Raw genomic sequence first — 26,606 nt, 5'->3', positions numbered from 1 at the left:
TATGCGCTAGGTGCAGTATGATGTGCCACATAAGTCAGGACGGTTTTTCCAGCCAAAAACTCTGATGAACGGATTCTAGATTGCAGAAATGGCTAATAAATAACTTAAATATCAGAATTATTATCTAAGGATCCTGTTATGGCTACACTATCTGATGCTCCAAAGACAGCAAACCAAGCCACTCGTATTGAAGAAGATCTATTAGGTCAACGTCATGTTCCTGCTGATGCTTACTACGGCATCCACACCCTTCGCGCTATCGAAAACTTTAATATTTCAAGCACTACCATTTCTGACGTACCTGAGTTTGTACGCGGTATGGTAATGACGAAAAAAGCCGCTGCACTAGCAAACAAAGAGCTAGGTGCAATTCCAAAAGACGTTGCTAACTACATTCTAGAAGCGTGTGATTTGATCCTTGAAACAGGTAAGTGCATGGATCAGTTCCCTTCAGACGTGTTCCAAGGCGGTGCAGGCACGTCAGTGAACATGAACACTAACGAAGTTATTGCGAACGTTGCGCTTGAACTGATGGGCAAAGAAAAAGGCCAATATGAGTTCATCAACCCGAACGATCACGTAAACAAGAGCCAATCAACAAACTGTGCGTACCCTACCGGTTTCCGAATCGCGGTTTACAACAGTGTTCATCAGTTGATGGAAGCGATCGAATACCTAAAAGGTGCATTCGAACTTAAAGCACAAGAATTCAAAGACATCTTGAAGATGGGTCGTACTCAGCTTCAAGACGCGGTTCCTATGACTGTGGGTCAAGAGTTCCACGCATGGGCAGTGACACTAAACGAAGAGATTCGCGCCCTAGACTACACGTCTAAGCTACTACTAGAAATCAACCTAGGTGCAACAGCTATCGGTACTGGTCTAAACGCACCAACAGGCTACCAAGCACTAGCCGTAAAACACCTAGCAGAAGTTACGGGTGTAGAAGTGGTTGCAGCAGAAGATCTAATCGAAGCAACATCTGACTGTGGTGCTTACGTAATGACGCACGGCGCGCTCAAACGTCTAGCAGTGAAACTGTCGAAGATCTGTAACGACCTTCGCCTACTTTCTTCTGGCCCTCGCTCTGGTCTAAACGAGTTGAACCTACCAGAAATGCAAGCGGGCTCTTCTATCATGCCAGCTAAAGTAAACCCAGTTATCCCAGAAGTCGTAAACCAAGTTTGCTTCAAGGTTCTAGGTAACGACAACACGGTATCTTTCGCAGCAGAAGGCGGTCAGTTACAGCTAAACGTAATGGAGCCAGTAATCGCACAAAGCGTGTTTGAGTCTATTTCTCTACTACACAACGCATGTGTGAACCTACGTGACAAATGTATCGATGGCATCACGGTGAACAAAGAAGTTTGTGAAAACTACGTTTACAACTCTATCGGTATCGTGACTTATCTAAACCCATACATCGGTCACCACGAGGGCGACATTGTTGGTAAGATCTGTGCTGAAACAGGTAAGAGCGTACGTGATGTGGTTCTAGAACGTGGTTTATTAACCGCAGAAGAGCTAGATGACATCTTATCGGTTGAAAACTTCATGCATCCGACTTATAAAGCGAAACGCTACGAGTAATCGCTGGTGAAAGGGGTCCCAAACGGGGCCCTTTTTTAGGCTCTGATACGGTTAACCACAATTTTTATGCGCTTTTTATTGCCGTAAGCCGCTCGGGTTCTGATTTTCTGAGCATTTACACCTGTTCCTGAGTGTTCAAAAAATCAGAATCATTAAAAACTAAAAGAGGTATCAATATGGTAATGGTCGAACTCTTCGTGGTTCTGCTCTTCATTTATTTGGGGGCAAGAATCGGTGGTATCGGCATTGGCTTTGCCGGTGGTGCTGGGGTAATTGCATTGTCTTTAATCCTAGGCGTCCCGACAAGCCAGTCTTTCATCCCTGTCGATGTAATCCTGATCATCATGTCTGTTATTACTGCTATCGCTGCAATGCAGGTAGCGGGTGGTTTAGATTGGATGGTTCAGGTTGCGGAAGACTTTTTGCGTAAACATCCCGAACGCATCACCTTTTACGCACCTATCGTGACATTTTTGATGACACTACTAGCAGGTACAGGTCACACAGCATTCTCTACTTTGCCAGTTATTGCAGAAGTAGCGAAAGGCCAAGGTGTTCGTCCTTCTCGTCCACTGTCTATCGCGGTAGTTGCCTCGCAAATCGCTATCACAGCATCGCCTATCTCAGCGGCAGTTGTGGCATTTGCTGCAATGTTGCATCCATTTGGCGTTGATTACCTAACGCTACTAGCGGTTTGTATCCCAACCACCTTCATCGCTTGTATGATCGGTGCATTTGTTGCGAACTTCATGGGCAGCGAGCTTAAAGATGATCCTGAATACCAAGACCGTCTAGCAAAAGGCCTTATCAAGCTAAACACAGAATCGAAACGCGAAATCTTGCCAACAGCGAAGAAAGCAACATTCATCTTCCTAGGCGCTATCGCATTCGTAGTCTGCTACGCAGCAGCGATCTCTGGTTCAATTGGTCTTATCGAAAACCCAGCACTTGGTCGTAACGAAGCGATCATGGCAGTCATGCTAGCGGCAGCCGCAGCAATCGTATTGAGCTGTAAAATCGATGCAGGCAAAATCCCAGCTGCTGCAACATTCCGCTCTGGTATGACAGCGTGTGTGTGTGTACTTGGTGTGGCATGGCTAGGTTCTACGTTCGTTAACGCGCACGTTGATGGCATCAAAGAAGTTGCGGGTGCACTACTAGCAGACTACCCATGGATGCTAGCACTTGTTCTATTCTTCGCTTCAATGCTGCTTTACTCGCAGGGTGCAACTACCGTTGCGCTGATGCCAGCAGCACTAGCAATCGGTGTGGCACCACTTACCGCAGTTGCGTCTTTCGCAGCAGTAAGTGCGCTATTCGTACTACCAACTTACCCAACGCTACTGGCTGCGGTTGAGATGGACGACACGGGTTCAACTCGTATCGGTAAGTACGTATTCAACCACCCATTCTTCGTACCAGGCGTAGCAACTATCGCTTCAGCAGTTGCACTTGGATTCGCGTTCGGTGGGCTACTGATCTAGCAGAAACAGAGTCTTACTCGGGGGAGCTTCGGCTCCCTTTTTTATTGCCTGTTGTATTGGACAACGGTTAACAAATCTTCACTTCCATGAAACTTATTGGCTAGCCAGCAGGTCTGATTGAGTTACACTAACGGCAATTATCTAAGATGAATTGAACCTTTTATGCGTGCATTACTCTCCGTCTTACTCTTAGGGCTTATTACCTTTTCTGCGCCTTCTTTTGCTCTGTTTGGCAATGATCAGTTAGGGAACAGCCAAAGCAACACTTTTGGCAGCAGCAACGATACGTTTGTGCCTGTCGATCAGGCTTTCCAATTCAACTATTACCAGCAGGACGGTAAGCTCATGCTGGACTGGCAGGTACGTGATGGTTACTACCTGTATCAAGAGCGCTTATCCGTTGCGGGCGAAAATGTGTCGCTAGGCGAACTGCAAATGGAAGACGGCACGCCGCATAAAGATGAATTCTTTGGTGACGTGCATATCTACACCCAGCCACTGTTTGTTAACGTGCCAATGCATGACTGGCAAGACGGTGCACGCGTGGTGGTGCAATACCAAGGCTGTGCCAAAGCTGGCTTCTGTTACCCGCCAGAAACTCGCGTAATTTCTATCAGCGCGTTTACTTCATCGAACTCAGATTCAACAGCGGCGACGACTGCACCAAAAGCAGAACAAGTACCAACAGCAACGCCACCAGCGGTGCAATCATCTACTTCTACCGACACACCATCGGCTCCAGTAACACAGCAAGATAGCCTTGCCGCCAACCTTGCTGATAACTGGTGGACACCACTTCTGTTCTTAGCGCTTGGTGTGGGTTTGGCGTTTACACCATGTGTACTGCCGATGTACCCAATTCTGACCAGCATCGTGCTTGGCAGTGGCAAACTAAGCCAACGCCGTGCGCTAGGCTTGTCGTTTGTCTACGTGCAAGGCATGGCGCTGACTTACACCCTACTTGGCCTTGTGGTGGCATCTGCGGGCATGCAGTTCCAAGCTGCGATGCAACACCCTTATGTGTTGATTGGTTTGAGTGTGCTGTTCGTGACACTCGCACTGTCGATGTTTGGCGTTTATAACCTGCAACTGCCAAGTGGCGTGCAAACGTGGTTAAACAACCTAAGCAACAAACAACAAGGCGGAAGCAGCGCAGGCGTATTCGCCATGGGCGCGATTTCAGGTCTAGTGTGCTCACCATGTACCACGGCGCCACTGTCTGGTGCGCTACTTTACGTTGCACAAAGCGGTGACTTGCTGACTGGTGGTATCGCACTTTACGCACTGGCGATGGGTATGGGAATTCCACTCATTCTTGTTGCTGTATTCGGCAACAAACTTCTGCCAAAAGCAGGGGGTTGGATGGATCGCGTTAAGACCCTATTCGGCTTCATTCTGCTGGCAGCGCCTATCTTCCTACTTGAGCGCATCATGCCAGAAATATGGGCAACGGCATTGTGGTCAGCACTAGGTATCGCTGCATTTGGTTGGCTATACCACATCAAGAACAGCCTTGAGTTTGGTGGTTGGAAACAAAGTGCAGTAGGCATTATCGCTGTGCTTGGTTTGTCTGCGTCAGCTCAACCAGCACTTAATTACTGGTTTGGTGGCCACACAACAACGCAAACTCAACAAGTGACAGTAAGCTTTACGCGCGTCTCCAATGTAACAGAGCTCGAACAACAATTGGCATTGGCTAAGCAAGCCGGTAAACCCGTGATGCTCGACTTCTATGCTGATTGGTGTGTCGCATGTAAAGAGTTTGAAAAGTACACCTTCCATGACCCAAGTGTCGAAGTAAAACTGCAAGATTTTGTACTGCTACAGGCCGATGTGACCAAGAACCAAGTACAAGACATCGAACTTCTTAAGCATATGAATGTATTAGGTTTACCGACGATTGAATTTTGGGATGCGAATGGTAAACATGTTTCAAACGCTCGTTTGACCGGTTTTATGCAGGCCGAGCCTTTCTTGGCACACATCAACCAATTTTGATTGTGAATAATTCAAACGCCAGTGATACCTCGCTGGCGTTTTTTATTGTCTCAATAAAATCTCGAAACTTGCGTTTATATGCAATTTTTCTAATAAAAGTCGATTTGGTTCAGACTTTTAGCGCATAAACATTGTCCCCCCTGTTAAAGGTGGACAATAATTCCATTAACGAAATAGTCAAAAGTGTTTAACGTCATGGATTCGACCTACACCATTATCATCGCTGATGATCACCCATTGTTCCGCAACGCCTTGTTCCAATCGGTACATATGGCGGTGAGTGGTGCTAACCTCCTCGAAGCTGACTCTTTAGATGCACTCCTGACACTCCTTAAAAAAGAAGAAGAGCCCGACCTAGTGCTGCTAGATCTCAAAATGCCAGGTGCAAACGGCATGTCCGGTCTGATTCACTTACGTGCAGAATACCCAGACCTACCAATCGTCGTGGTTTCTGCCAGCGAAGAACCCGCAGTGGTTAGCCAAGTAAAAAGCCACGGCGCATTTGGCTTTATTCCTAAATCAAGCGACATGCGTGAACTTGTCAGTGCCCTTAACCAAGTGCTGAACGGCGACCCATTCTTCCCTGAAGGCTTGATCACCAATAACGCAGCATGTAATGACTTAGCAGAAAAGATTGCTGCGTTGACACCTCAACAATACAAGGTGCTCGGCATGCTATCGGATGGCTTACTCAACAAGCAAATCGCTTACGAGCTCAATGTCTCAGAAGCCACCATCAAAGCACACATGACCGCCATATTCCGAAAATTAGGCGTCAAGAATCGCACTCAAGCCGTTATTTTGCTGCAACAAATGGAATCAGAGCAGTAATGTGTTAATAAATATAACCAATTCACATTTATATGACGCAAAAAGAACAATAGACGTTAAAATGATAATGCCAATCACAGTGAGTCAGAGCTTATAAATAGCGTAGGAAAAAGGCTTGAGAACAAGGCGAAAATTTTTGATAAGTAGTTCTCCTACAATCGAAATTTTTAACGCCGTTATCGAGCGTTTTCACAAGCTAGAATAAGCAATTACTGGCTACGATCGGCATAGACTGTCACACACAGCCTCTTCATCCCTCTGTTAAACCGCTAACTCTGGGAGGTCATACTTTGTTAAGTATTCTCGTCACTCAATTCGTCGTACTCTGGGCCGTCATCGACCCGATTGGTTCAGTACCCGTTTATCTATCACAGACTCAGCACCTTACGGCAAAACAGCGTCGTCTCGTCGCATTAAAAGCCATTGCCATTTCAATGGGTGTGTTGCTGTTCTTTCTTATTGCCGGTCAGTTGTTACTGGAAGCAATGCAAATCCCATTACCCGCCTTCCAAGCCGCTGGTGGTTTAGTGCTATTACTGTTTGCATTGTCGATGATCTTTGGTGAAAGCAAGCCAGAACAAGAGCAAAAACTGGGCGAAGAAGTCAGCCACTCGGATCTCGCTGACTTAGCCGTTTACCCTCTTGCGATCCCTTCGATTGCGTCGCCGGGGGCAATGATGGCTATCGTGATGCTCACCGATAACAATCGCTACTCTTTCGTCGACCAAGCAATGACCGCAGGCGTCATGATTGCGGTACTTCTGGTTACCCTCTTCTTGTTACTGGGTGCAAACACGATTCAAAAAGTGATTGGTAACGTAGGTGCAGCCATCATCAGCCGCGTAATGGGGCTTATCCTTGCCGCTGTTGCACTGAATAATTTGCTGCTTGGTATAAAAGATTTCTATGTTAATTGATAAAACTCTTAGACCTTTGGCTAATTTAACATCAAATTAACATCACACTTTTATTCCCACTTCTTCTCAAACGCCCTAAAAATGGGCGTTTTTGCTTTTTAGCGTCCCGACTAAAGTTGAAAAGAGTTCTTGCCAGTGCCTTGCTAATGTACATGTTGAAACATTTTTTTAACAACAATACCAATCGTAAGGAGACGGCAATGGCATTTGAAAGCGAAGAAAGAGCCAAAGCCTACTGGGACAAGAACGTGAAGCTCATGATTACCCTGATGGTCATCTGGTTCGTAGTGTCTTTCGGCTGCGGCATCTTATTTGTCGACGTACTTAATCAATTTCAATTAGGTGGATACAAACTAGGTTTCTGGTTTGCTCAGCAAGGCTCCATCTATGCCTTCCTCGGTATTATTTTCTACTACGCGTGGAAGATGCGCCAAATCGACCGTGAATTCGGCGTGGATGAGTAAGGAGTAACTCAGATGGATTTGAAAACTATTACCTATCTTGTAGTTGGCGCGACATTCGTCCTCTACATCGGTATTGCGATTTGGGCACGTGCGGGCTCAACCAAAGAATTCTATGTAGCAGGCGGCGGTGTAAACCCTATCGCTAATGGCATGGCAACCGCAGCAGACTGGATGTCAGCAGCATCGTTCATCTCAATGGCAGGCTTGATAGCCTTCATGGGTTACGGCGGTTCGGTATTCCTAATGGGCTGGACTGGCGGTTACGTACTGCTTGCACTTCTGCTTGCACCATACCTACGTAAGTTCGGTAAGTTTACCGTGCCAGAATTCGTAGGTGAGCGTTTCTACTCTAACGCAGCGCGTATCGTAGCGGTTGTATGTCTTATCATCGCATCGGTGACTTACGTTATCGGTCAGATGAAAGGTGTCGGCGTGGCGTTCGGTCGCTTCCTTGAGGTGGATTACTCAACCGGTCTATTGATTGGTATGTGTATCGTATTCATGTACGCCGTAATGGGCGGTATGAAGGGCATTACCTACACGCAGATTGCTCAGTATTGCGTACTCATTTTGGCTTACACTATTCCTGCAATCTTTATCTCTCTGCAACTTACGGGTAACCCACTACCTCAAATCGGCTTAGGCAGTACCATACAAGGCACCGATGTCTATCTGCTCGATCGGCTCGACCAGGTGGTGACCGAACTGGGCTTTAGTGAATACACTACTCAAGTTCGTGGCGATACGTTAAACATGTTCGTTTACACCATGTCACTGATGATCGGTACTGCGGGTCTACCACACGTAATTATTCGCTTCTTTACCGTGCCTAAAGTACGTGATGCACGTACATCAGCAGGTTGGGCATTACTTTTCATTGCGATCCTTTACACAACAGCGCCGGCAGTATCGGCAATGGCACGTCTAAACCTAATGGATACGGTTAACCCAGCTCCTGGTCAGCATCTTGCTTATGACGAGCGCCCTGACTGGTTCAAGAACTGGGAGAAAACAGGTCTGCTAGGCTTTGATGATAAGAATGGCGATGGCCTGATTGAGTACACATCAAGCCCAGCGACTAACGAGCTAAAAGTTGACCGTGACATAATGGTACTAGCAAACCCAGAGATTGCTAAGCTACCAAACTGGGTCATCGCGTTGGTTGCAGCAGGTGGTCTCGCAGCGGCACTATCGACGGCAGCGGGTCTACTATTGGCTATCTCGTCCGCGATATCACATGACTTAATCAAAGGCGTGATCAATCCAAATATATCCGAGAAGAAAGAGCTGCTTGCGAGTCGAATCTCTATGGCTGTTGCCATCGCAGTCGCCGGCTACTTGGGCTTGAATCCGCCAGGATTTGCAGCCGGAACGGTAGCCCTCGCCTTCGGTCTGGCGGCATCCTCCATCTTCCCTGCGTTGATGATGGGTATCTTCAGTAAGAGCATCAACAAAGAAGGCGCAATCGCAGGTATGATTGCAGGTATCAGTATCACGCTATTCTACGTATTCCAGCATAAAGGCATTCTATTTGTTGCTGACTGGACGTACCTACAAAGTTGGGGGCAGAACTGGTTCCTAGGTATTGAACCAAACGCATTTGGTGCAATCGGTGCGGTATTTAACTTTATTGTGGCGTTCGCTGTATCAAGAGTGACAGCAGAAACACCACAAGAAGTAAAAGACCTAGTCGAGCACGTACGTGTACCAGCAGGCGCTGGCGGTGCGGTAGACCACTAAAATATAACGCAAACCACAAAAGCCCCGCTTGGGGCTTTTTTATTCACTTAACTTATTCTAATAATTAGATATTCCCTGAACCGTAGCAAGGAAGCATACCAATGCCATTGATTATATGTTCAGGGGTTACGCGGAAAAATCGCTTAGAACAAGGCAAAGATTGCAGCAAGCTAGTTGCTCTAACTTCAAAATCTTTAACGAAGTTATTAGCGATTTTAGCCAGTAAAAATGAACAGATAATTGATGGGATTAGTATTTTATGTTCAAAAACAAGCACTTTATTATCGCCCTGTTGATCGCCCCAATTTTGTCTTTAATCGCTTATTTCGGTACAGACATGGCTCTGAGTGAGAAACCTCATGCAGCTAAAGAAGGGGAAAGCTACAAGCTGGCCAGCAAGTCGAATTGCCGTTACACCAGTGGCTTGTGTGATATGGAGAATGGCGACTTTAAAGTGAAGTTTCGCTCAGAAAAGCTGACGCCAGATAGCTTAGAGTTGTCTTTACATGCTGCTTATCCACTGGAAGGGGTGAAGCTTTCAGTGGTGGATAGCCAAGAGCAAAACGCACAGCCAATCGATATGACGCCTACGGATCAAGTCGGACAAAACTGGATCATCACTTTGCCTAAGCCTGCATCGGCAGAGAGTTGGTTACGTGTTGCGATTCAATCTGAAGGCACGCTCTACTACGGTGAAACGCAAACGGCATTTGTGAAATACGAAACCCTGTTTACGGACAAATAACTTACCTGCTCCATAAGGCTTTAAGACGCATTTTAGCCAACCTTATCTCGCGAAAGAATACCGAGCTTAATTGTAGGAATTGAGCTCACCCACTTCAGCCGATACTGAGTCCGAGTATCGGCTTTTTTTGTTGTGTTATTTCCTCAAAAAAGCTGTGGTTGCTAATCGACAATTAATTGATAATAATTATCATTATCTTAAATATCGAGGTAACTATGGACAGCAGCCAAGCCATCTACAACGCCTTTTTTAAAGCACAAGACCGATTCCTTCATGTGTATGCGCCAAGCGGCTTCGAACCCGATGTGATTCATGATTACATCCATTGGGGCATGGTGCTGTCGTCCATCTATGATCACGATACAGAGCACGAAAACCTGTTGCTGTGCGAGCTGTATTTACGCCAAGTCTACTTCCATCTACTTGATGCTATTCAGGATCCTGCGCGCAGCCGCATCTTCCGCCGAGTCTGCCTCGATTCCATTCACACTCCGCTACTTTGTCTCAAACGCTACTACTATCAGTTTGAGGATGACGATGTGAAATTTCTCTCATTACAACAACAATTACGTCTGATACAGACGCCACTCGATTAAACAAAAGGAACCTACCATGACCACGGAATTCCGTATCGAAGCGGACAGCATGGGCGAAGTCAAAGTCCCAGCCAACGCTTTGTATCAAGCCCAAACTCAACGCGCTGTCGATAACTTCGCTTTCAGCAAACACATCATGCCGACGGGCTTTATCCAAGCACTCGCTCACATCAAACAAACCGCAGCGCTCACCAATGCTCAACTTGGCTTACTGGAAGGTGATATCGCCAATGCCATCGCCGATGCCGCGCAAGCAATCATTGATGGTAAACACATCGATCAATTCCCTATCGATGTATTCCAAACCGGCTCGGGCACTAGCTCAAATATGAATGCCAACGAAGTGATTGCAACATTGGCGTCTGATCACCTAGGCGGAACGGTCAATCCAAATGATCACGTCAACATGGGTCAAAGCAGTAACGACGTAGTGCCTACTGCGATTCAAGTTAGCTCCGCAATTGCGATTGAAAAACAGCTACTGCCTGCACTGTCTCATCTAAGTGAGACACTAGAGACTAAGCAACAAGCCCTAAAAGACGTGGTGAAAACAGGTCGCACGCATCTCATGGATGCGATGCCAATTACCTTCGCCCAAGAGCTTGGTGGTTGGCAGTTCCAAATCGATCACGCCAAACAAGCCATCGAACAAACACTACCAGCAGTGAAAGCGTTAGCCCAAGGCGGAACAGCGGTAGGGACAGGGATCAACGCCGATCCACGCTTCGCCGATCTTTTTGCCGATAACCTAACGCAATCAACGCGCATCGAGTTTGCTTCAAGCAAAAACTTCTTCTTCAATCTCAGCAGTCAGGATGCGATCGTTGCCCTATCAGGACAGCTCAAAACAGCAGCAGTTGCGATCATGAAGATCGCAAACGATCTTCGCTGGATGAACTCAGGCCCATTAGCTGGCTTAGGCGAAATCGAACTGCAAGGCTTACAACCGGGCTCTTCTATCATGCCAGGCAAAGTGAACCCTGTGATTCCAGAAGCAGCAGCCATGGCGTCAGCACAAGTGATTGGTAACGACGCAACCATTACCGTTGCAGGTCAATCGGGTAACTTCCAACTTAACGTGATGCTACCAGTGATAGCTCACAATGTATTAGAAAGCATTGAACTGCTGTCGAACAGCGCCGTTGCTTTGGCAAACAAAGCCATTGCGACGTTTGAAGTGCGCCAAGACAACCTTGATGTTGCACTGGCGAAGAACCCGATTCTGGTCACCGCACTTAACCCTGTGATTGGCTACCTAAAAGCAGCGGAAGTGGCGAAGAAAGCCTACAAACAAGGTCGCGCTATCATTGATGTAGCGGAAGAAGAAACGGACTTAGATCGTGCCACATTAGAAAGATTGCTCGATCCAGCCAAACTGACTCAAGGCGGCGTTGCAGAATAAGCCACCGACCGATCACCCCCTTAAAGCAAAAGACCTCCAATCGGAGGTCTTTTTTTTCTAGGCGACTCGATTGAGTACCGAACGTAATTTCAAAGGTTTCACCGGTTTGGCGATAAAACTGAACCCATTGGCTTTAATGCCTTCCATCATGTCATCGGTTCGATCGGCACTGATGATCACCCCTTCAAAACGGTTACCCAGACGCAAGCGGCATTGCTGCAACACTTCTAATCCTGTTCGACCATTGTCTAAACGGTAATCGGAGAAAATTACATCCGGTAGCCAATCGTCTTCGATCGCTTTCAAACTCTCAACGATGTCGGTCGCAATGCGAATATCACAGCCCCAACGCGAGAGTAGATTTTCCATTCCGACCAGAATATCTGGCTCATTATCGACACACAGCACACGAATATGGCTCAAGTCAGATTGTGCACTCTTCACTGCTTTGACTACTGGAATGTGCACCTTCTCTGCCTTATCTAAGGTAATCGAGAACACGCTGCCTTGACCAAACCAAGAACGCATCGAGATTTCATGCCCCAGCACTTGAGCAATACCTTTCGAAATAGCCAAACCTAACCCTAAACCTTGGTCAGAACGGACTTGAGTACCACGATTAAACTCTTCGAAGATCTCTTGTTGCTTCTCTTCTTCGATACCCATGCCGTTATCCCACACATCAATACGCACTCGCCCTTGTACGCGGCGTACACCGAGTGCCACTTTACCATTCGGGTTATAACGGAACGCATTGGTAAGGAAGTTCTGTACCACGCGGCGCAGCAATTTCGGGTCGGATTTCACCATCAAAGACGATGGGATCATGGTGAACTCAATACCTTGTTGTTTCGCCAGCGCACTGAATTCCGCATTCAAGTTTGCCAACACATCATTGACTGCAAAACCATGCACATTGACGTCCAACTTGCCCGATTCCAAACGTGAAATATCCAGCAAGTCACCAATCAAATCTTCCGCTGCCCCTAACGCACTCTCAATGTGGGTCGACAACTTTTGGGTTTCACTGTCTTTGGCAACTTCCGACAGCGAAGAAGCAAACAGGCGAGCGGCGTTCAACGGTTGCATCAAGTCATGACTTACCGCGGCTAAGAAGCGCGACTTGGATTGTGACTCATGCTCAGAACGCTGCGTCGCTGCCACCAGTTGTTTGTTCAATTGTTCCAACTCACGAGTACGAGCACGAACGCGCTCTTCTAGTGTCTCATTAGCGTCTTTCAGAGCTTGCTCCGCATCGCGGAACACGGTGATATCGGTAAAGCTCATCACGAAGCCACCACCGGGCATTGGGTTCCCTTGCACTTCAATTACGCGACCATCAGGGCGCACACGGGAAGAGGTATGTCGCGTGCCTTGCTCAAGGTGATAAACACGGCGACGAACGTGGTCTTCAGGGTCACCCGGACCACATAAACCTTGCTCAGCATTATGACGAATCACATCCGCAATCGGACGCCCAACCTGAATCAACCCCGGCGGGAAGACAAATAACTCCAGATAACGTTGGTTCCACGCCACCAGCCTTAATTGCTTGTCGACTACGGCGATACCTTGCCCAATGTGTTCAATCGCACCTTGCAGCAAGCCACGGCTGAAATCGTACAGCTCTGAGGCTTCATCAACGATGGTCGCGACTTCCTCAAGCTGCATGTTCCTGCCTTGCAAAGCAGAAGTAAGTACTAACTTAGCCGAAGAAGCACCAAACACACCGGCAAGGACGCGCTCGGTGTGTCTAATCAAGGTAGAAGGAGCTTGTTGATTGGGAAGCAGCTCTTCGCGTTGCTGACTCCAATAGGTTTGGAAGGCGGATTTCACTCGCGTGCGCCCCACAAATCGAGAGGCTAACATCTCCAGTTCACTGACCGTCACACGGCTCTGATACAAGCTGATGTTTTCACTTTCAGGCAACGGCGTACCAACGAATGACGCCGATTGTAAGCGTTCACTTATGCTTGGGCGCGTAGCTAGTGATACCGCGACAAAACACGCGGTATTCGCCACCACGCTGAGGATCATGCCCCAGTCAGAAACAGCAATACCAAAACCTGCCAATAAATCAGGCGGAGTGATCAACCAAATCAGCAAGTTGTTACTTGCATCGCCCGCCAACATGTCGGTTTGGCTCATTAAAGTAATCAACCAAATGGTGAACCCCACCAGCAGACCGACATACACGCCTTTCTTGTTGCCCTGACGCCAGTACATACCGCCAAGCAGAGACGGAGCAAATTGGGTAATCGCAGCAAACGAGAGAAAACCTATCGCAGAGAGTGAGTGGATACTATCTAAAGCCTGATAAAAGCCCCATGCACCAATCAAAAGAAGCAGAATCAGCCCACGACGTATGCGTAATAACAGCGTAGAAAAATGGTGATGATTACGCTTTGATAACTTCATTCGGCGCAGAATCAGCGGCATCACCAAATCGTTAGATACCATGATCGCTAAGGCAATGGTCGAGACGATGACCATGCCACTTGCCGCGGAAGTACCGCCCAAAAATGCCAGTAAGGCGATGTCATTCGCGCCCACCGCCATCGGCACGCTGATCACGTACGTATCGGCAGGGCTGCCACTCAGTAGACTTTGCCCTACCCATGCGATTGGCAGAACGAAAATGCCCATCAGAATCAGATACAACGGGAACAACCAACGCGCAACGTGCAAGTCTTGCGCGCGTTCATTCTCGACCACCATGGTATGGAATTGACGTGGCAAACAGACAATCGCCAGCATGGTCAGAATGGTATGAATCAGCAAGGTCGGAATGTTAGGGGACTCATAGGTTTCAGCGGCGATATCAGCGAGGAGGAAGCTCTCGGTATCCATCGCGAGCCAAACAATAAATACGCCCACCACTAAAAACGCCACCAACTTAAGCACTGATTCAAACGCAATCGCCATCATCATGCCGCGGTGATGCTCGGTGTTATCGATATGACGCGTACCAAACAGCATGGTGAAGATCGCCATCGCCCCGACCACAAACCAAGATACGCTGTAGTTTTGATAACTGAGATCAGATGCTAAATCTGGCGCGATGATCTCCAACCCCATGGTGATGCCACGCAATTGCAAAGCGATATATGGAAGGATGCCTGCCACCGCGATTAAGGTGACAACCACCGCCAAGCCTTGTGATTTGCCATAGCGGGCGGCAATGAAATCGGCAATGGAGGTGATGTGCTCGCGTTTAGCAATCAAGATCAGCCGAGCGAGGACGCGCCAGCCGATGGTAAACACGATGATCGGCGCAATATAGATGGGTAGGAAGGACCAAGGGTTGTTGCTCGCCTGTCCGACCGTGCCATAGAAGGTCCACGACGTACAGTACACCGCAATCGACAAACTGTAGATCCATGGTCGCCAACGCGCTAACCATCTCTTTTGTTTGTCACCGTACCAAGCGATTAAAAACAGGATTCCCAAATACGCCAAAGAAACGGGAATCACTAGCCATCCTTGCATCCGATATCCTTTCTTACTTTTCTTGCCTTTCTTGCTGTTTTTAAAGCAAGGAATAAAAAACCTCTCCATAAGGGAGAGGTTTCATTTAACACTGCTTTCACAACAGAGACAAAGGTTAGTTTTTAATCTCTGTCACAGAAGCTTAATTCTGTGCTTCGGGAGCATTAGCTGAGAGATCAACCACATTACTTTCATCATTTTGAGGCTCAACTTTGATAAACAGTGCAATAAAGCCCATCGCCGCCATCAACCAGAAGATATTCGCCCCCCAGTGCTCATAGCCCCAACCACTGATCACCGTCATCAACGCGATAAACGCACCAAGTGGGATTGCGTTATACAGTGCCTGCAATGCCACCATCTTGTTCTCAGCTGAGTTCTGGATGTATTGAATCGCGGCAATGTGCGCCATTGCAAACGTCACGCCGTGAAGCATTTGCACTACCACCAACGCCAAAATAGAGGTCGTAGACGCAGTCATGCCCCAACGTAGCATCACACCACCAGCCGCAACCACAAACAGAGTGCGTAAAGACCAGCCAGCGAATAGACGCTTACTCAGAGCAAACACAGCGACTTCAGCTGCCACGCCCAAGCTCCATAAGTAGCCAATCACATCTTCTGAGTGACCAGCCGCTTTCCAGTGAATCGCACTAAAACCGTAGTACGCCGCGTGGCTACCTTGGATTAACGCCATCAACACAAGGAACTTCACGACCGGCTTATCCGTAAGCAATGCAGAAAGTTTTGGACGCTCAGAATGTTGACCTTCGCGTGTCACTGGCATTGGATTGGTGTTACGCATTGCAAATAAGAGCGAGATAAAGACACCGACCATCGCCGTGTACAAAATCATGTCAGAGCCAAACTCTGCCACCAAGTAACCCACCACAGTCGAGCCTGCAATAAAGGCAACCGAGCCCCACAAACGGGTACGACCGTAATCGAGCATTTTCAAACGCGCGTAGTAGTTCGCCATCGCATCCGACAAAGGTACCACCGGGCCACAGCACAAGTTAAACAAGATGGTAGCGAGTGCCATTAACCAAAAGTTGCCACCAGTGAAAAAGTGGAAACCAACAAAAATGAGGGCAGCAAAGCTCAACCAACGTAGGGCAGGCATGATGTGTTCGACTTTATGTAGACGTGGGGTGAGTACCATGTTCGCCACACAGCGCGTCGCCAAACCTAGACCAACTAACAGACCAATATCTGTTGGAGAAACGCCCTGCTCTTTAAACCACAACGACCAAAATGGCAGATACACGCCATACGCAAAAAAGAATCCGAGAAAGTACTGGGAAATCCAGCCATACGGAGAGGGTTTCAACATCACTGACATCCTAAAAAACGACAAAAACTAACGACTTCCGCCACGTAAACGTTTGGGACGCGGAATTATGGATCGCAATGCGTAATAGAAAAAGGGAAGAATCGGCAACTTACCGTTTCCTCAATGGCACAGGGTCTCGAAATGCAAAATTAGATTGTGACGATTTAGACCAAAGTCGTCTGGCTTCGACAGGGAAATTTGTCAGACTTAGAATGTGTTCCCACCAAATTTAGGTGCTCTAATGCCTGACAAATTTAATATGCAATCTCCACCGTTCGACCGCCTGACTGACGCACAGCAAAATCGACTGCGCTCGTCTCTTGATGTGGCGTACTACCGAACGCGAGATGTCATCTTAGCTTGTGGGCAAGACAACCCTCACCTGCACGTGCTGATTAAAGGCGCTATAGAAGAGCGCTCAAAAGATCAAGACGAAGTGTTTGCTCACTACGCTAACGACGACATGTTTGATGTACGCTCTTTGTTTGAAGAAAGCGTGCGCCATCAGTATGTGGCACTGGAAGATACCCTCTCGTACTTGCTGCCCAAAGAAGTGTTTCTTGAGCTGTATAACGAGAACGGACAGTTCGCTGCCTACTTCGATAACAACTTATCCAAACGCCAAGCCCTCATTGAAGCCGCTCAACAACAGCAAAACCTAGCGGAATTCATTCTGACTAAAGTCGATAGCAGCATCTATCATCCACCGATGCTATTGACACCTGATATGCCAATTAATCAAGTCACCAAAACACTTAAAGACAATGGCATTGATGCTGCTTTGGTTCAGCTTAACCAAGATGACCCGCGCTTAGAACAATATCCATCGGCGCATCCCTACGCGATAGTGACGCGAACCAATATGCTCCATGCCGTAATGCTTGACGACCACTCACTCGATACGCCAGTCAGTGAGATAGCCACCTTCCCGGTTTATCACGTGGATGATGGTGACTTCTTGTTTAACGCCATGATCACCATGACGCGCAATCGCATGAAGCGTCTAATGGTGTGCGAAGGCAATCAAGCGGTCGGTATGTTGGACATGACGCAAATCCTCAGTGCGTTTTCCACTCACTCACACGTACTGACACTCAGTATTGCTCGAGCCAGCAGCGTGGGAGAGTTAGCCCTTGCTTCTAATCGACAGCGTCAGTTGGTGGACAGCTTGCTAACCAATGGCATCCGTACTCGCTTTATCATGGAGCTGATATCTGCCGTAAACGAACAAATCATCGAAAAAGCGTTTGAGCTTGTGGTGCCACCAGCACTGCACGATCACTGCTGTCTGATTGTGCTTGGCTCGGAAGGTCGTGGAGAGCAAATCCTCAAAACCGATCAAGATAATGCATTGATCATCCAAGATGGGCTGGAATGGGAACATTGCGCCGAAGTGATGCAAACCCTCACCCACACCTTGCAACAACTGGGTTATCCACTCTGCCCTGGCAAAGTCATGGTTAACAATCCGAAGTGGGTCCGAACGCAGCAAGACTGGATTAAAACGCTCGATGGTTGGATTGCTAAAGCACAGCCAGAACAAATCATGGATTTAGCCATCTTCAGCGATGCTCATGCGGTCGCAGGCAATCGAGAGTTGCTCACACCTATCGCCGAGCACCTCAGAGACAGCATGGAAGATCGCATGTTGATTCTGTCCGATTTCACTCGCCCCGCTCTACAGTTTTCCGTGCCTCTTACTCTATTTGGCAACGTAAAAAGTGCCAAGGACGGGCTGGATATTAAGCGCGGCGGCATCTTCCCAATTGTGCATGGTATTCGCACTTTGGCATTGGAATACGCGATTGAAGAGAAGAACACCTTCGAGCGTATCGAAGCACTGAGAAACAAACGCATCTTAGAACCAGAAACCGCCGATAACCTCAATGAGGCGCTGAAGCTGTTCTTCAAGATCCGTTTGAACCAGCAATTGAGTAAGCAGGAAGCACTCAACAACATCGACATCAAACAGTTAGACAGGACAGAACGAGACCTGCTACGCCACAGCTTACACGTGGTGAAAAAGTTTAAGCAGTTCTTAGGCTTCCATTATCAAATCCGTGATTAGAGTCTTTTAGGCAAATAAGACGAGAGGTAACAGGGATGAATTGGCTACAAAGGAAATACTGGCATTACAAGCTGAAAGGATCACCTTATCAGCCACTGTTTTGTTCGCCGCAAAAAGGCGAGTTTGTCTCTCTCGATTGCGAAACCACCAGCTTGGATCCCAACCGTGCCGAGCTGGTCACCATCGCTGCGACAAAAATCATCGACAATCGCATCATCACCAGCAAACCGTTCGAAGTTCGACTGCGCGCCCCACAATCACTCGATTCAGGCTCGGTAAAAATTCACCATATCCGCCACCAAGATTTGGTGGATGGTATCAGCGAAAAAGAAGCGCTCATCAAGTTACTCGACTTTATCGGTAATCGCCCTTTGGTTGGCTACCACATTCGCTATGACAAAAAGATCCTCGACCTCGCTTGTCTGAGGCATTTAGGCTTCCCACTCCCTAACCCGCTTATCGAAGTGAGCCAGATTTATCACGACAAGCTCGAACGTCATTTGCCTAACGCCTACTTCGACTTAAGTCTTGATGCAATTTGTAAGCACCTCGAGCTACCGATTCAAGACAAACACGATGCCCTGCAAGACGCAAAATCCGCGGCTTTGGTGTATGTGCGTCTAACCAAAGGCGATTTACCAAACCTGAGTGTGCCTTATACCCAATAGGTTCAATACTCAGCTTTCGATCCACCTCCCACATTCGCTTTTATTTCAGCAATATCGCGGCGCATTCCTCACTCTCATCCTAAAGTCTAATTGTGGAAATACGCGCTGTGACTGACAGTTATATGCACAGCAACGTTCTTGATGAATCACAGACTAAAGAACGGAAACAGCCCTACAAAAGACGAAGGTCGAGAATTAAAGGCACAAGGAGAGAAGCCATGAGCGAAGCCCACGTTTATCCGGTAAAAGAAAATATTAAAAACCATACGCATGCGGATAATGACACTTACCTAGCCATGTATCAGCAGTCGGTAAGCGACCCTGAAGGCTTCTGGAGCGAACACGGTAAAGTTGTCGATTGGATTAAGCCATTCACTCAAGTTAAAAACACCTCTTTCGATACTGGTCACGTCGACATTCGTTGGTTCGAAGACGGCACGCTGAACGTATCTGCAAACTGTATTGACCGCCACCTTGCCGAGCGTGGCGATGAAGTCGCGATCATCTGGGAAGGCGATGATCCTGCTGACGACAAAACCCTCACATTCAATGAACTACACAAAGAAGTGTGTAAGTTCTCTAACGCACTAAAAGAGCAAGGCGTGCACAAAGGCGACGTGGTTTGTCTTTACATGCCAATGGTGCCAGAAGCGGCTATCGCAATGCTGGCATGTACGCGTATTGGTGCAGTTCATACCGTGGTATTTGGTGGTTTCTCACCAGAAGCCCTGTCCGGTCGTATCATCGACTCAGATGCGAAAATCGTGATCACTGCTGACGAAGGCGTTCGTGGTGGTCGCGCAGTACCACTGAAGAAAAACGTTGATGAAGCACTGACGAACCCAGAAGTAAAAACCATCGACAAAGTTGTCGTTCTAAAACGCACGGGCGGCGACATTGATTGGCACGAGCACCGTGACGTTTGGTGGCACGAAGCAACGGCTGTCGTTTCTGATGTGTGCCCACCAGAAGAGATGAAAGCGGAAGACCCTCTATTCATTCTTTACACTTCAGGCTCAACAGGTAAACCAAAAGGCGTGCTGCACACCACAGGTGGTTACCTAGTATACGCAACCATGACCTTCAAATACGTGTTCGATTACCAAGAAGGTGAAACGTTCTGGTGTACGGCGGATGTGGGTTGGATCACAGGTCACACTTACTTAATTTACGGTCCACTGGCGAACGGTGCGAAGACCATTCTTTTCGAAGGTGTACCAAACTACCCAAGCACGGCTCGCATGGGTGAAGTGGTTGATAAGCATCAAGTAAACATTCTCTACACTGCACCAACAGCGATTCGTGCACTAATGGCAAAAGGTAACGAAGCGGTAGCCGGAACATCTCGTTCAAGCTTGCGTGTAATGGGCTCAGTAGGTGAACCTATCAACCCTGAAGCATGGGAGTGGTACTACAAGACCATCGGTAATGAGAACTCACCTATCGTTGATACTTGGTGGCAAACAGAAACAGGCGGTATCTTGATTGCGCCACTACCGGGTGCCACAGACCTGAAACCAGGCTCTGCAACTCGCCCATTCTTCGGCGTACAACCTGCGTTAGTGGACAACATGGGTAACATCATCGAAGAAACCGCTGCAGAAGGTAACTTGGTGATCCTTGACTCATGGCCAGGTCAGATGCGTACCGTTTACGGCGACCATGAGCGCTTTGAGCAAACCTACTTCTCTACCTTCAAAGGCATGTACTTCACCAGTGATGGGGCTCGTCGTGACGAAGACGGTTACTACTGGATCACTGGTCGTGTAGATGACGTATTGAATGTGTCGGGTCACCGCATGGGTACCGCAGAGATTGAATCAGCACTGGTTGCACACGATAAGATTGCAGAAGCGGCGATTGTCGGTATTCCTCATGACATCAAAGGTCAGGCAATTTACGCTTATGTCACGCTTAATGATGGTGAGTTCCCATCAGCGGAATTACATAAAGAAGTAAAAAATTGGGTGCGCAAAGAGATTGGTCCAATCGCAACACCAGACGTGCTGCACTGGACAGACTCGCTACCGAAAACTCGCTCCGGCAAGATCATGCGTCGTATCTTGCGTAAGATTGCAACGGGTGATACCAGTAACTTAGGAGACACTTCTACACTGGCCGATCCAAGCGTAGTAGACAAGCTGATCGCAGAAAAAGCAGAACTGGCATAACACCCAACCCTGTTTTAAACGCTAGTCTCAAAGCCGCCATTGCATATGGCGGCTTTTTTGTGTGTGGATGCAAAATAAACCACAAAAGAAACGTGGCAATTATGTTGTTTTTGTTAACTGGGTTACAGAAATGGCGGGGGCGATTGGGAGATTAGACCAGTAAATTGCTGCTAATTGCTGTGAATTAGCTATAATCTTGGTCGATTTTTTAAAATTTGCGCGGTTTTAACAAAAAAATCGTGCCGATTTATCGTATATTTGGGAATATAAACGTTCTGCTCACGATAAAGGAAGATAGCAACACAATGTCTGCAAAGTCACGAATTCTTGTTCTAAATGGGCCAAATCTTAATCTATTAGGCCTGCGTGAACCGACACACTATGGTAACAACACCCTAGCACAGATTGTTGACGCTTTAGCTGAACAGGCTCACAAGTCTGGGGTGGAACTTGAACACCTGCAATCTAATCGTGAGTACGAGCTGATTGAAGCGATTCATGCCGCGTACGGCAAGGTGGACTTCATCATTATCAATCCAGCAGCCTTCACTCATACCAGTGTTGCGTTGCGAGATGCACTACTTGGCGTAGCCATCCCATTTATCGAAGTGCACCTATCGAACGTTCATGCCCGTGAGCCGTTCCGTCACCATTCTTACCTCTCTGATAAAGCGGAAGGGGTAATTTGCGGTTTAGGTGCGCAAGGTTATGAATTTGCTCTGTCTGCAGCAATTGCGAAATTGCAGGCAAAGTAGACCAAACACTCTGCAGCCCATTAGGGTTGTCTTAATCACAAGATAAAAGAGAAAGAAAAGATGGATATTCGTAAAATCAAAAAGCTAATTGAGTTAGTTGAAGAGTCTGGCATTGCTGAGCTAGAGATTTCTGAAGGTGAAGAGTCGGTACGAATCAGTCGTCACGGCGCACCCGCTGCTCCAGCACCAATTCATTACGCAGCAGCTCCAGTAGCAGCACCTGCTCCAGTGGCAGCACCGGTCGCTGACGCTCCAGCGATGGCAGCAGAGGCACCAGCAACAGTTCCTGCAGGTCACCAAGTTCTTTCTCCAATGGTTGGTACTTTCTACCGTTCTCCAAGTCCAGATTCAAAGTCATTCGTTGAAGTTGGTCAGAGCGTAAATGCTGGCGATACACTATGTATCGTTGAAGCGATGAAAATGATGAACCAAATTGAAGCGGACAAATCAGGTGTTGTAACTGCAATCCTAGTTGAAGACGGCCAGCCAGTTGAATTCGACCAACCACTAGTTGTAATCGAATAAGCGGGGCTTGCCTTATGCTAGATAAAGTAGTCATCGCGAACCGAGGTGAAATTGCACTTCGTATCCTTCGCGCTTGTAAAGAATTAGGCATTAAGACTGTGGCAGTACACTCGACTGCTGACCGCGATCTTAAGCACGTACTACTCGCAGACGAAACAGTATGTATCGGTCCAGCTCGTGGTATCGACAGCTACCTGAACATCCCTCGCATCATTTCTGCAGCAGAAGTGACGGGTGCGATTGCGATTCACCCAGGTTACGGCTTCCTATCTGAGAACGCAGACTTTGCTGAACAAGTAGAGCGCAGCGGTTTCATATTCGTTGGTCCTAAAGCAGACACCATCCGCATAATGGGTGACAAAGTGTCAGCAATCAACGCAATGAAAAAAGCTGGCGTACCTTGTGTACCAGGTTCTGACGGTCCACTAGATAACGACGAAGACAAAAATAAAGCCCACGCTAAGCGTATCGGCTACCCGGTAATCATCAAAGCTTCTGGTGGTGGCGGTGGCCGTGGTATGCGCGTTGTTCGCTCAGAAGGCGATCTTATTGAAGCTATCGCAATGACCCGTGCAGAAGCAAAAGCGGCGTTCAACAACGACATGGTTTACATGGAGAAATTCCTAGAAAACCCACGTCACGTTGAAGTTCAGGTTATTGCTGACGGCCAAGGCGGCGCTATCCACTTAGGTGAACGTGATTGTTCTATGCAACGTCGTCACCAGAAGGTTGTTGAAGAAGCCCCAGCACCAGGTATCACAGAAGAGATGCGTAAGTACATCGGTGAACGTTGTACTCGTGCATGTCTAGAAATCGGTTACCGTGGTGCAGGTACGTTCGAATTCCTATATGAGAATGGTGAGTTCTACTTCATCGAAATGAACACTCGTATTCAGGTTGAGCACCCAGTAACAGAAATGGTTACCGGTGTTGACCTAATTAAAGAACAGCTACGCGTAGCAGCAGGTCAGCCACTTTCATTCACTCAGGATGATATCAAGATCCGCGGCCATGCGATTGAGTGTCGTATCAACGCAGAAGACCCAGAGCGCTTCCTACCTTCACCAGGTAAGATTGAACGCTTCCACGCGCCAGGCGGCATGGGTGTTCGTTGGGAATCCCACATTTACACAGGCTACACAGTACCACCTCATTACGATTCAATGATTGGTAAACTGATCACTTACGGTGAGAACCGTGATGTAGCGATTGCACGTATGAAGAACGCACTAGGCGAGATGATCATTGAAGGCATCAAGACTAACGTTACTCTACAAGAGTCAATCATGAATGATGAGAACTTCCAGCACGGTGGTGCAAACATTCACTACCTAGAGAAGAAGCTAGGCCTACAATAAGCCTTCGCTAACCTCATAATAAATGCCCACATCTGTGGGCATTTTTGTTTTGTATAAAGTCTATACTCAAACAAATCGTAGAGTTCTGGTAAACTCTGCGCCACTTCATTCACTTTAAGAGCAAAAACAAATGCCTTGGATTCAAATCAAACTCAACGCGACCAATGAAAACGCTGAGCAAATCGGCGACATGCTAATGGAAGAGACTGGTGCGCTGTCTGTAACATTCCTAGACGCGCAGGATACGCCCGTATTCGAACCTCTACCTGGCGAGACTCGCTTATGGGGCGATACTGACATTCTGGCACTGTACGATGCAGAAGCAGATACAAACTTCATCATCACTCAAATCAAAGCAAGCGGCATGCTAGCAGACGATTTTGCTTACAAAGTAGAACAGCTAGAAGACAAAGACTGGGAACGCGAATGGATGGAAAACTTCCACCCAATGAAGTTCGGCGAGCGTCTATGGATTTGTCCAAGTTGGCGTGATGTTCCTGAACCAGACGCGGTTAATGTTATGCTTGATCCTGGTCTGGCTTTCGGTACAGGCACCCACCCTACGACTGCACTTTGCCTAGAATGGCTAGAGAGTTTAGACCTATCTGGTAAAACGGTTATCGACTTTGGTTGTGGCTCAGGCATCCTTGCGATCGCTGCGATCAAACTTGGCGCAGGTAAAGTTATCGGGATCGATATTGATCCTCAAGCTCTTCAAGCTTCTCGCGATAACGCAGAGCGCAACGGTGTTGCTGACCAATTAGAAGTGTACCTTCCTCAAAACCAACCTGAAGGCCTGATCGCTGATGTGGTTGTTGCTAACATTCTTGCGGGTCCATTACGTGAACTTGCACCTATCATTAAAGGTTTGGTTAAACCAAATGGTGACCTGGCGATGTCGGGTGTTTTAGACACTCAAGCAGAAGACGTAGCAAGCTATTACCGTGATGAGCTTCACATTGATCCAATCGCGGAGCAAAGCGAATGGTGTCGTATCTCCGGTCGTAAGCAAGGCTAGACAAGGTTTTCAGGGCTAATTGTTTGAATTTCATACAAATTACAAAAACAATTTGTAAATGCTCAAATATTAGTCTTTTCACGCAGTGAAAAAATGCGTAAAATGCGCGCCCTTGCTGGTACAGAACTGTGATGACGTTTTGAAAATCGGAAACTATCAACTTAAGAACAATCTAATCGTAGCCCCTATGGCTGGTGTAACGGATAGACCGTTTCGCGAGTTGTGTCTTCGCTATGGTGCGGGAATGGCCGTCAGTGAAATGATGTCTGCTAACCCGAAACTATGGGGAACGTCAAAGTCGAAACAGCGCATGGTGCATGAAGGCGAATCGGGCATTCGCTCTGTACAGATTGCCGGTTCCGATCCACAGCTTATGGCTGATGCGGCTCAATTCAGTGTTGAAAACGGTGCGCAAATCATCGACATCAACATGGGCTGCCCAGCAAAGAAAGTGAATAAGAAGCTGGCGGGTTCTGCACTGCTTCAGTACCCAGACATCATCAAAGAGATTTTGACTGCGGTAGTGGACGCGGTAGACGTTCCTGTAACGTTAAAGACCCGTACTGGCTGGAACACAGAAAATAAAAACTGTGTTCACATCGCTAAATTAGCCGAAGACTGCGGCATACAGGCTCTTGCACTGCATGGCAGAACAAAAGCGTGTATGTACAAAGGTGAGGCCGAATACGACAGCATTAAAGCGGTTAAACACGCTATATCCATTCCGGTTATCGCAAACGGTGATATCGATAGCCCGGAGAAAGCGAAGTTTGTACTGGAGTACACCGGTGCAGACGCTTTAATGATTGGACGCCCTGCCCAAGGTCGTCCTTGGATTTTCCAGGAAATCCATCACTATTTGGAAAACGGCACCACAATGGATGAGCTTCCAAGTGAGGAAGTGAAAACCATTATGCTTGGTCATGTTAACGCTCTGCATGATTTCTATGGAGAGTTCTTAGGTCCACGTATCGCGCGTAAGCACGTTGGTTGGTACCTAAAAGAGCATGAACAAGCGAGTGAGTTTCGCCGTACCTTCAATGCTATCGATGCAGCTGAGCTGCAGCTTGAGGCATTAGAGGGTTATTTTGATAACGTTGCATCATAATTAAGAGAAGAGCTAGACCGAATATGTTCGAACAAAATCTGACTTCAGAAGCATTAACAGTAACTACAGTAACGTCACAAGACCAGATTACTCAGAAGCCTTTACGTGACTCTGTTAAAGCGTCTCTTAAAAACTACCTAGCTCAACTAAACGGCCAGGAAGTAACTGAACTATACGAATTAGTTCTAGCTGAAGTTGAACAGCCACTATTAGATACCATCATGCAGTACACTCGCGGTAACCAAACTCGCGCAGCAACTATGATGGGCATCAACCGCGGTACTCTTCGCAAAAAACTTAAAAAGTACGGCATGAACTAATATCAGTTCATACAGTAATTTTGTAA

21 protein-coding genes are annotated in these 26,606 nt (G+C 47.5%); 19 read left to right on the top strand and 2 right to left on the bottom strand.

The window, feature by feature from the left end:
* The first annotated feature begins 138 nt into the window (after positions 1 to 138).
* The 10 genes from aspA (at position 139) to C1S73_RS11775 (ending at position 11,767) form a co-directional block, all read left to right on the top strand.
* Positions 139 to 1,590: an aspartate ammonia-lyase gene (aspA, locus tag C1S73_RS11820; protein WP_038870968.1), complete on the top strand. Its 1,452-nt coding sequence runs from the start codon at positions 139 to 141 to the stop codon at positions 1,588 to 1,590.
* Between the two features lie 176 nt (positions 1,591 to 1,766).
* A complete protein-coding gene (locus C1S73_RS11815; protein ID WP_038870965.1) occupies positions 1,767 to 3,074 on the top strand; it encodes an anaerobic C4-dicarboxylate transporter in 1,308 nt (435 codons plus the stop codon).
* Between the two features lie 162 nt (positions 3,075 to 3,236).
* On the top strand, positions 3,237 to 5,072 hold the full coding sequence (locus C1S73_RS11810) for a protein-disulfide reductase DsbD (protein WP_038870962.1): 1,836 nt from the start codon (positions 3,237 to 3,239) through the stop codon (positions 5,070 to 5,072).
* Positions 5,073 to 5,267: 195 nt separating this feature from the next.
* Entirely contained in the window at positions 5,268 to 5,903 is a 636-nt protein-coding gene (locus C1S73_RS11805) for a response regulator transcription factor (protein WP_038870959.1), read from the top strand.
* Between the two features lie 290 nt (positions 5,904 to 6,193).
* The gene (locus tag C1S73_RS11800; protein ID WP_005448274.1) at positions 6,194 to 6,820 is read left to right on the top strand and encodes a MarC family protein; all 627 of its coding nucleotides are present in this window, start codon (positions 6,194 to 6,196) and stop codon (positions 6,818 to 6,820) included.
* 200 nt (positions 6,821 to 7,020) lie between these two features.
* A complete protein-coding gene (locus C1S73_RS11795; RefSeq protein ID WP_005448273.1) occupies positions 7,021 to 7,284 on the top strand; it encodes a DUF4212 domain-containing protein in 264 nt (87 codons plus the stop codon).
* A gap of 12 nt (positions 7,285 to 7,296) precedes the next feature.
* Positions 7,297 to 9,024: a sodium:solute symporter family protein gene (locus C1S73_RS11790; RefSeq protein WP_038870957.1), complete on the top strand. Its 1,728-nt coding sequence runs from the start codon at positions 7,297 to 7,299 to the stop codon at positions 9,022 to 9,024.
* Between the two features lie 259 nt (positions 9,025 to 9,283).
* Complete coding sequence (locus C1S73_RS11785) at positions 9,284 to 9,769, top strand: hypothetical protein (protein ID WP_038870955.1); 486 nt, start codon at positions 9,284 to 9,286, stop codon at positions 9,767 to 9,769.
* Positions 9,770 to 9,984: 215 nt separating this feature from the next.
* Positions 9,985 to 10,365, top strand: a complete 381-nt coding sequence (locus C1S73_RS11780; protein WP_038870953.1) for a hypothetical protein — start codon at positions 9,985 to 9,987, stop codon at positions 10,363 to 10,365.
* 16 nt (positions 10,366 to 10,381) lie between these two features.
* Positions 10,382 to 11,767, top strand: a complete 1,386-nt coding sequence (locus tag C1S73_RS11775) for a class II fumarate hydratase (protein WP_038870951.1) — start codon at positions 10,382 to 10,384, stop codon at positions 11,765 to 11,767.
* Between the two features lie 57 nt (positions 11,768 to 11,824).
* Here the strand turns inward: C1S73_RS11775 and C1S73_RS11770 are convergent, their stop codons facing one another.
* Together C1S73_RS11770 and C1S73_RS11765 are read right to left on the bottom strand one after the other, a co-directional pair.
* Complete coding sequence (locus tag C1S73_RS11770; protein ID WP_038870948.1) at positions 11,825 to 15,256, bottom strand: hybrid sensor histidine kinase/response regulator; 3,432 nt, start codon at positions 15,254 to 15,256, stop codon at positions 11,825 to 11,827.
* A gap of 142 nt (positions 15,257 to 15,398) precedes the next feature.
* The gene (locus tag C1S73_RS11765; protein ID WP_038870944.1) at positions 15,399 to 16,589 is read right to left on the bottom strand and encodes a 3-phenylpropionate MFS transporter; all 1,191 of its coding nucleotides are present in this window, start codon (positions 16,587 to 16,589) and stop codon (positions 15,399 to 15,401) included.
* Between the two features lie 241 nt (positions 16,590 to 16,830).
* Between C1S73_RS11765 and C1S73_RS11760 the strand changes: the two genes are divergently transcribed.
* The 9 genes from C1S73_RS11760 to fis all read left to right on the top strand — a co-directional run bounded on the left by C1S73_RS11760 (position 16,831) and on the right by fis (position 26,580).
* On the top strand, positions 16,831 to 18,657 hold the full coding sequence (locus tag C1S73_RS11760) for a DUF294 nucleotidyltransferase-like domain-containing protein (protein ID WP_038870941.1): 1,827 nt from the start codon (positions 16,831 to 16,833) through the stop codon (positions 18,655 to 18,657).
* A gap of 35 nt (positions 18,658 to 18,692) precedes the next feature.
* Positions 18,693 to 19,325, top strand: coding sequence for a 3'-5' exonuclease (locus C1S73_RS11755; protein WP_005440406.1), 633 nt, complete (start codon positions 18,693 to 18,695; stop codon positions 19,323 to 19,325).
* 218 nt (positions 19,326 to 19,543) lie between these two features.
* Complete coding sequence (acs, locus tag C1S73_RS11750; protein ID WP_038870938.1) at positions 19,544 to 21,496, top strand: acetate--CoA ligase; 1,953 nt, start codon at positions 19,544 to 19,546, stop codon at positions 21,494 to 21,496.
* A 305-nt stretch (positions 21,497 to 21,801) separates the two neighbouring features.
* Positions 21,802 to 22,251, top strand: a complete 450-nt coding sequence (gene aroQ / locus C1S73_RS11745) for a type II 3-dehydroquinate dehydratase (RefSeq protein ID WP_038870935.1) — start codon at positions 21,802 to 21,804, stop codon at positions 22,249 to 22,251.
* A gap of 60 nt (positions 22,252 to 22,311) precedes the next feature.
* Complete coding sequence (gene accB, locus C1S73_RS11740; protein ID WP_038870932.1) at positions 22,312 to 22,776, top strand: acetyl-CoA carboxylase biotin carboxyl carrier protein; 465 nt, start codon at positions 22,312 to 22,314, stop codon at positions 22,774 to 22,776.
* 14 nt (positions 22,777 to 22,790) lie between these two features.
* Positions 22,791 to 24,134, top strand: a complete 1,344-nt coding sequence (gene accC, locus C1S73_RS11735) for an acetyl-CoA carboxylase biotin carboxylase subunit (RefSeq protein ID WP_038870929.1) — start codon at positions 22,791 to 22,793, stop codon at positions 24,132 to 24,134.
* 130 nt (positions 24,135 to 24,264) lie between these two features.
* Positions 24,265 to 25,152: a 50S ribosomal protein L11 methyltransferase gene (prmA, locus tag C1S73_RS11725; protein ID WP_038870927.1), complete on the top strand. Its 888-nt coding sequence runs from the start codon at positions 24,265 to 24,267 to the stop codon at positions 25,150 to 25,152.
* 139 nt (positions 25,153 to 25,291) lie between these two features.
* Positions 25,292 to 26,260: a tRNA dihydrouridine synthase DusB gene (dusB, locus tag C1S73_RS11720; RefSeq protein ID WP_032803127.1), complete on the top strand. Its 969-nt coding sequence runs from the start codon at positions 25,292 to 25,294 to the stop codon at positions 26,258 to 26,260.
* A 23-nt stretch (positions 26,261 to 26,283) separates the two neighbouring features.
* A complete protein-coding gene (fis, locus tag C1S73_RS11715; RefSeq protein ID WP_000462885.1) occupies positions 26,284 to 26,580 on the top strand; it encodes a DNA-binding transcriptional regulator Fis in 297 nt (98 codons plus the stop codon).
* Positions 26,581 to 26,606: the final 26 nt, after the last annotated feature.

Origin of the sequence: Vibrio jasicida 090810c (genome assembly GCF_002887615.1) — a bacterium.
In the GTDB taxonomy this organism is placed as follows: Bacteria; Pseudomonadota; Gammaproteobacteria; order Enterobacterales; family Vibrionaceae; genus Vibrio; species Vibrio jasicida.
Note: the sequence above shows the minus strand (reverse complement) of the source record. Positions and strands in the feature narration are given on the sequence as shown.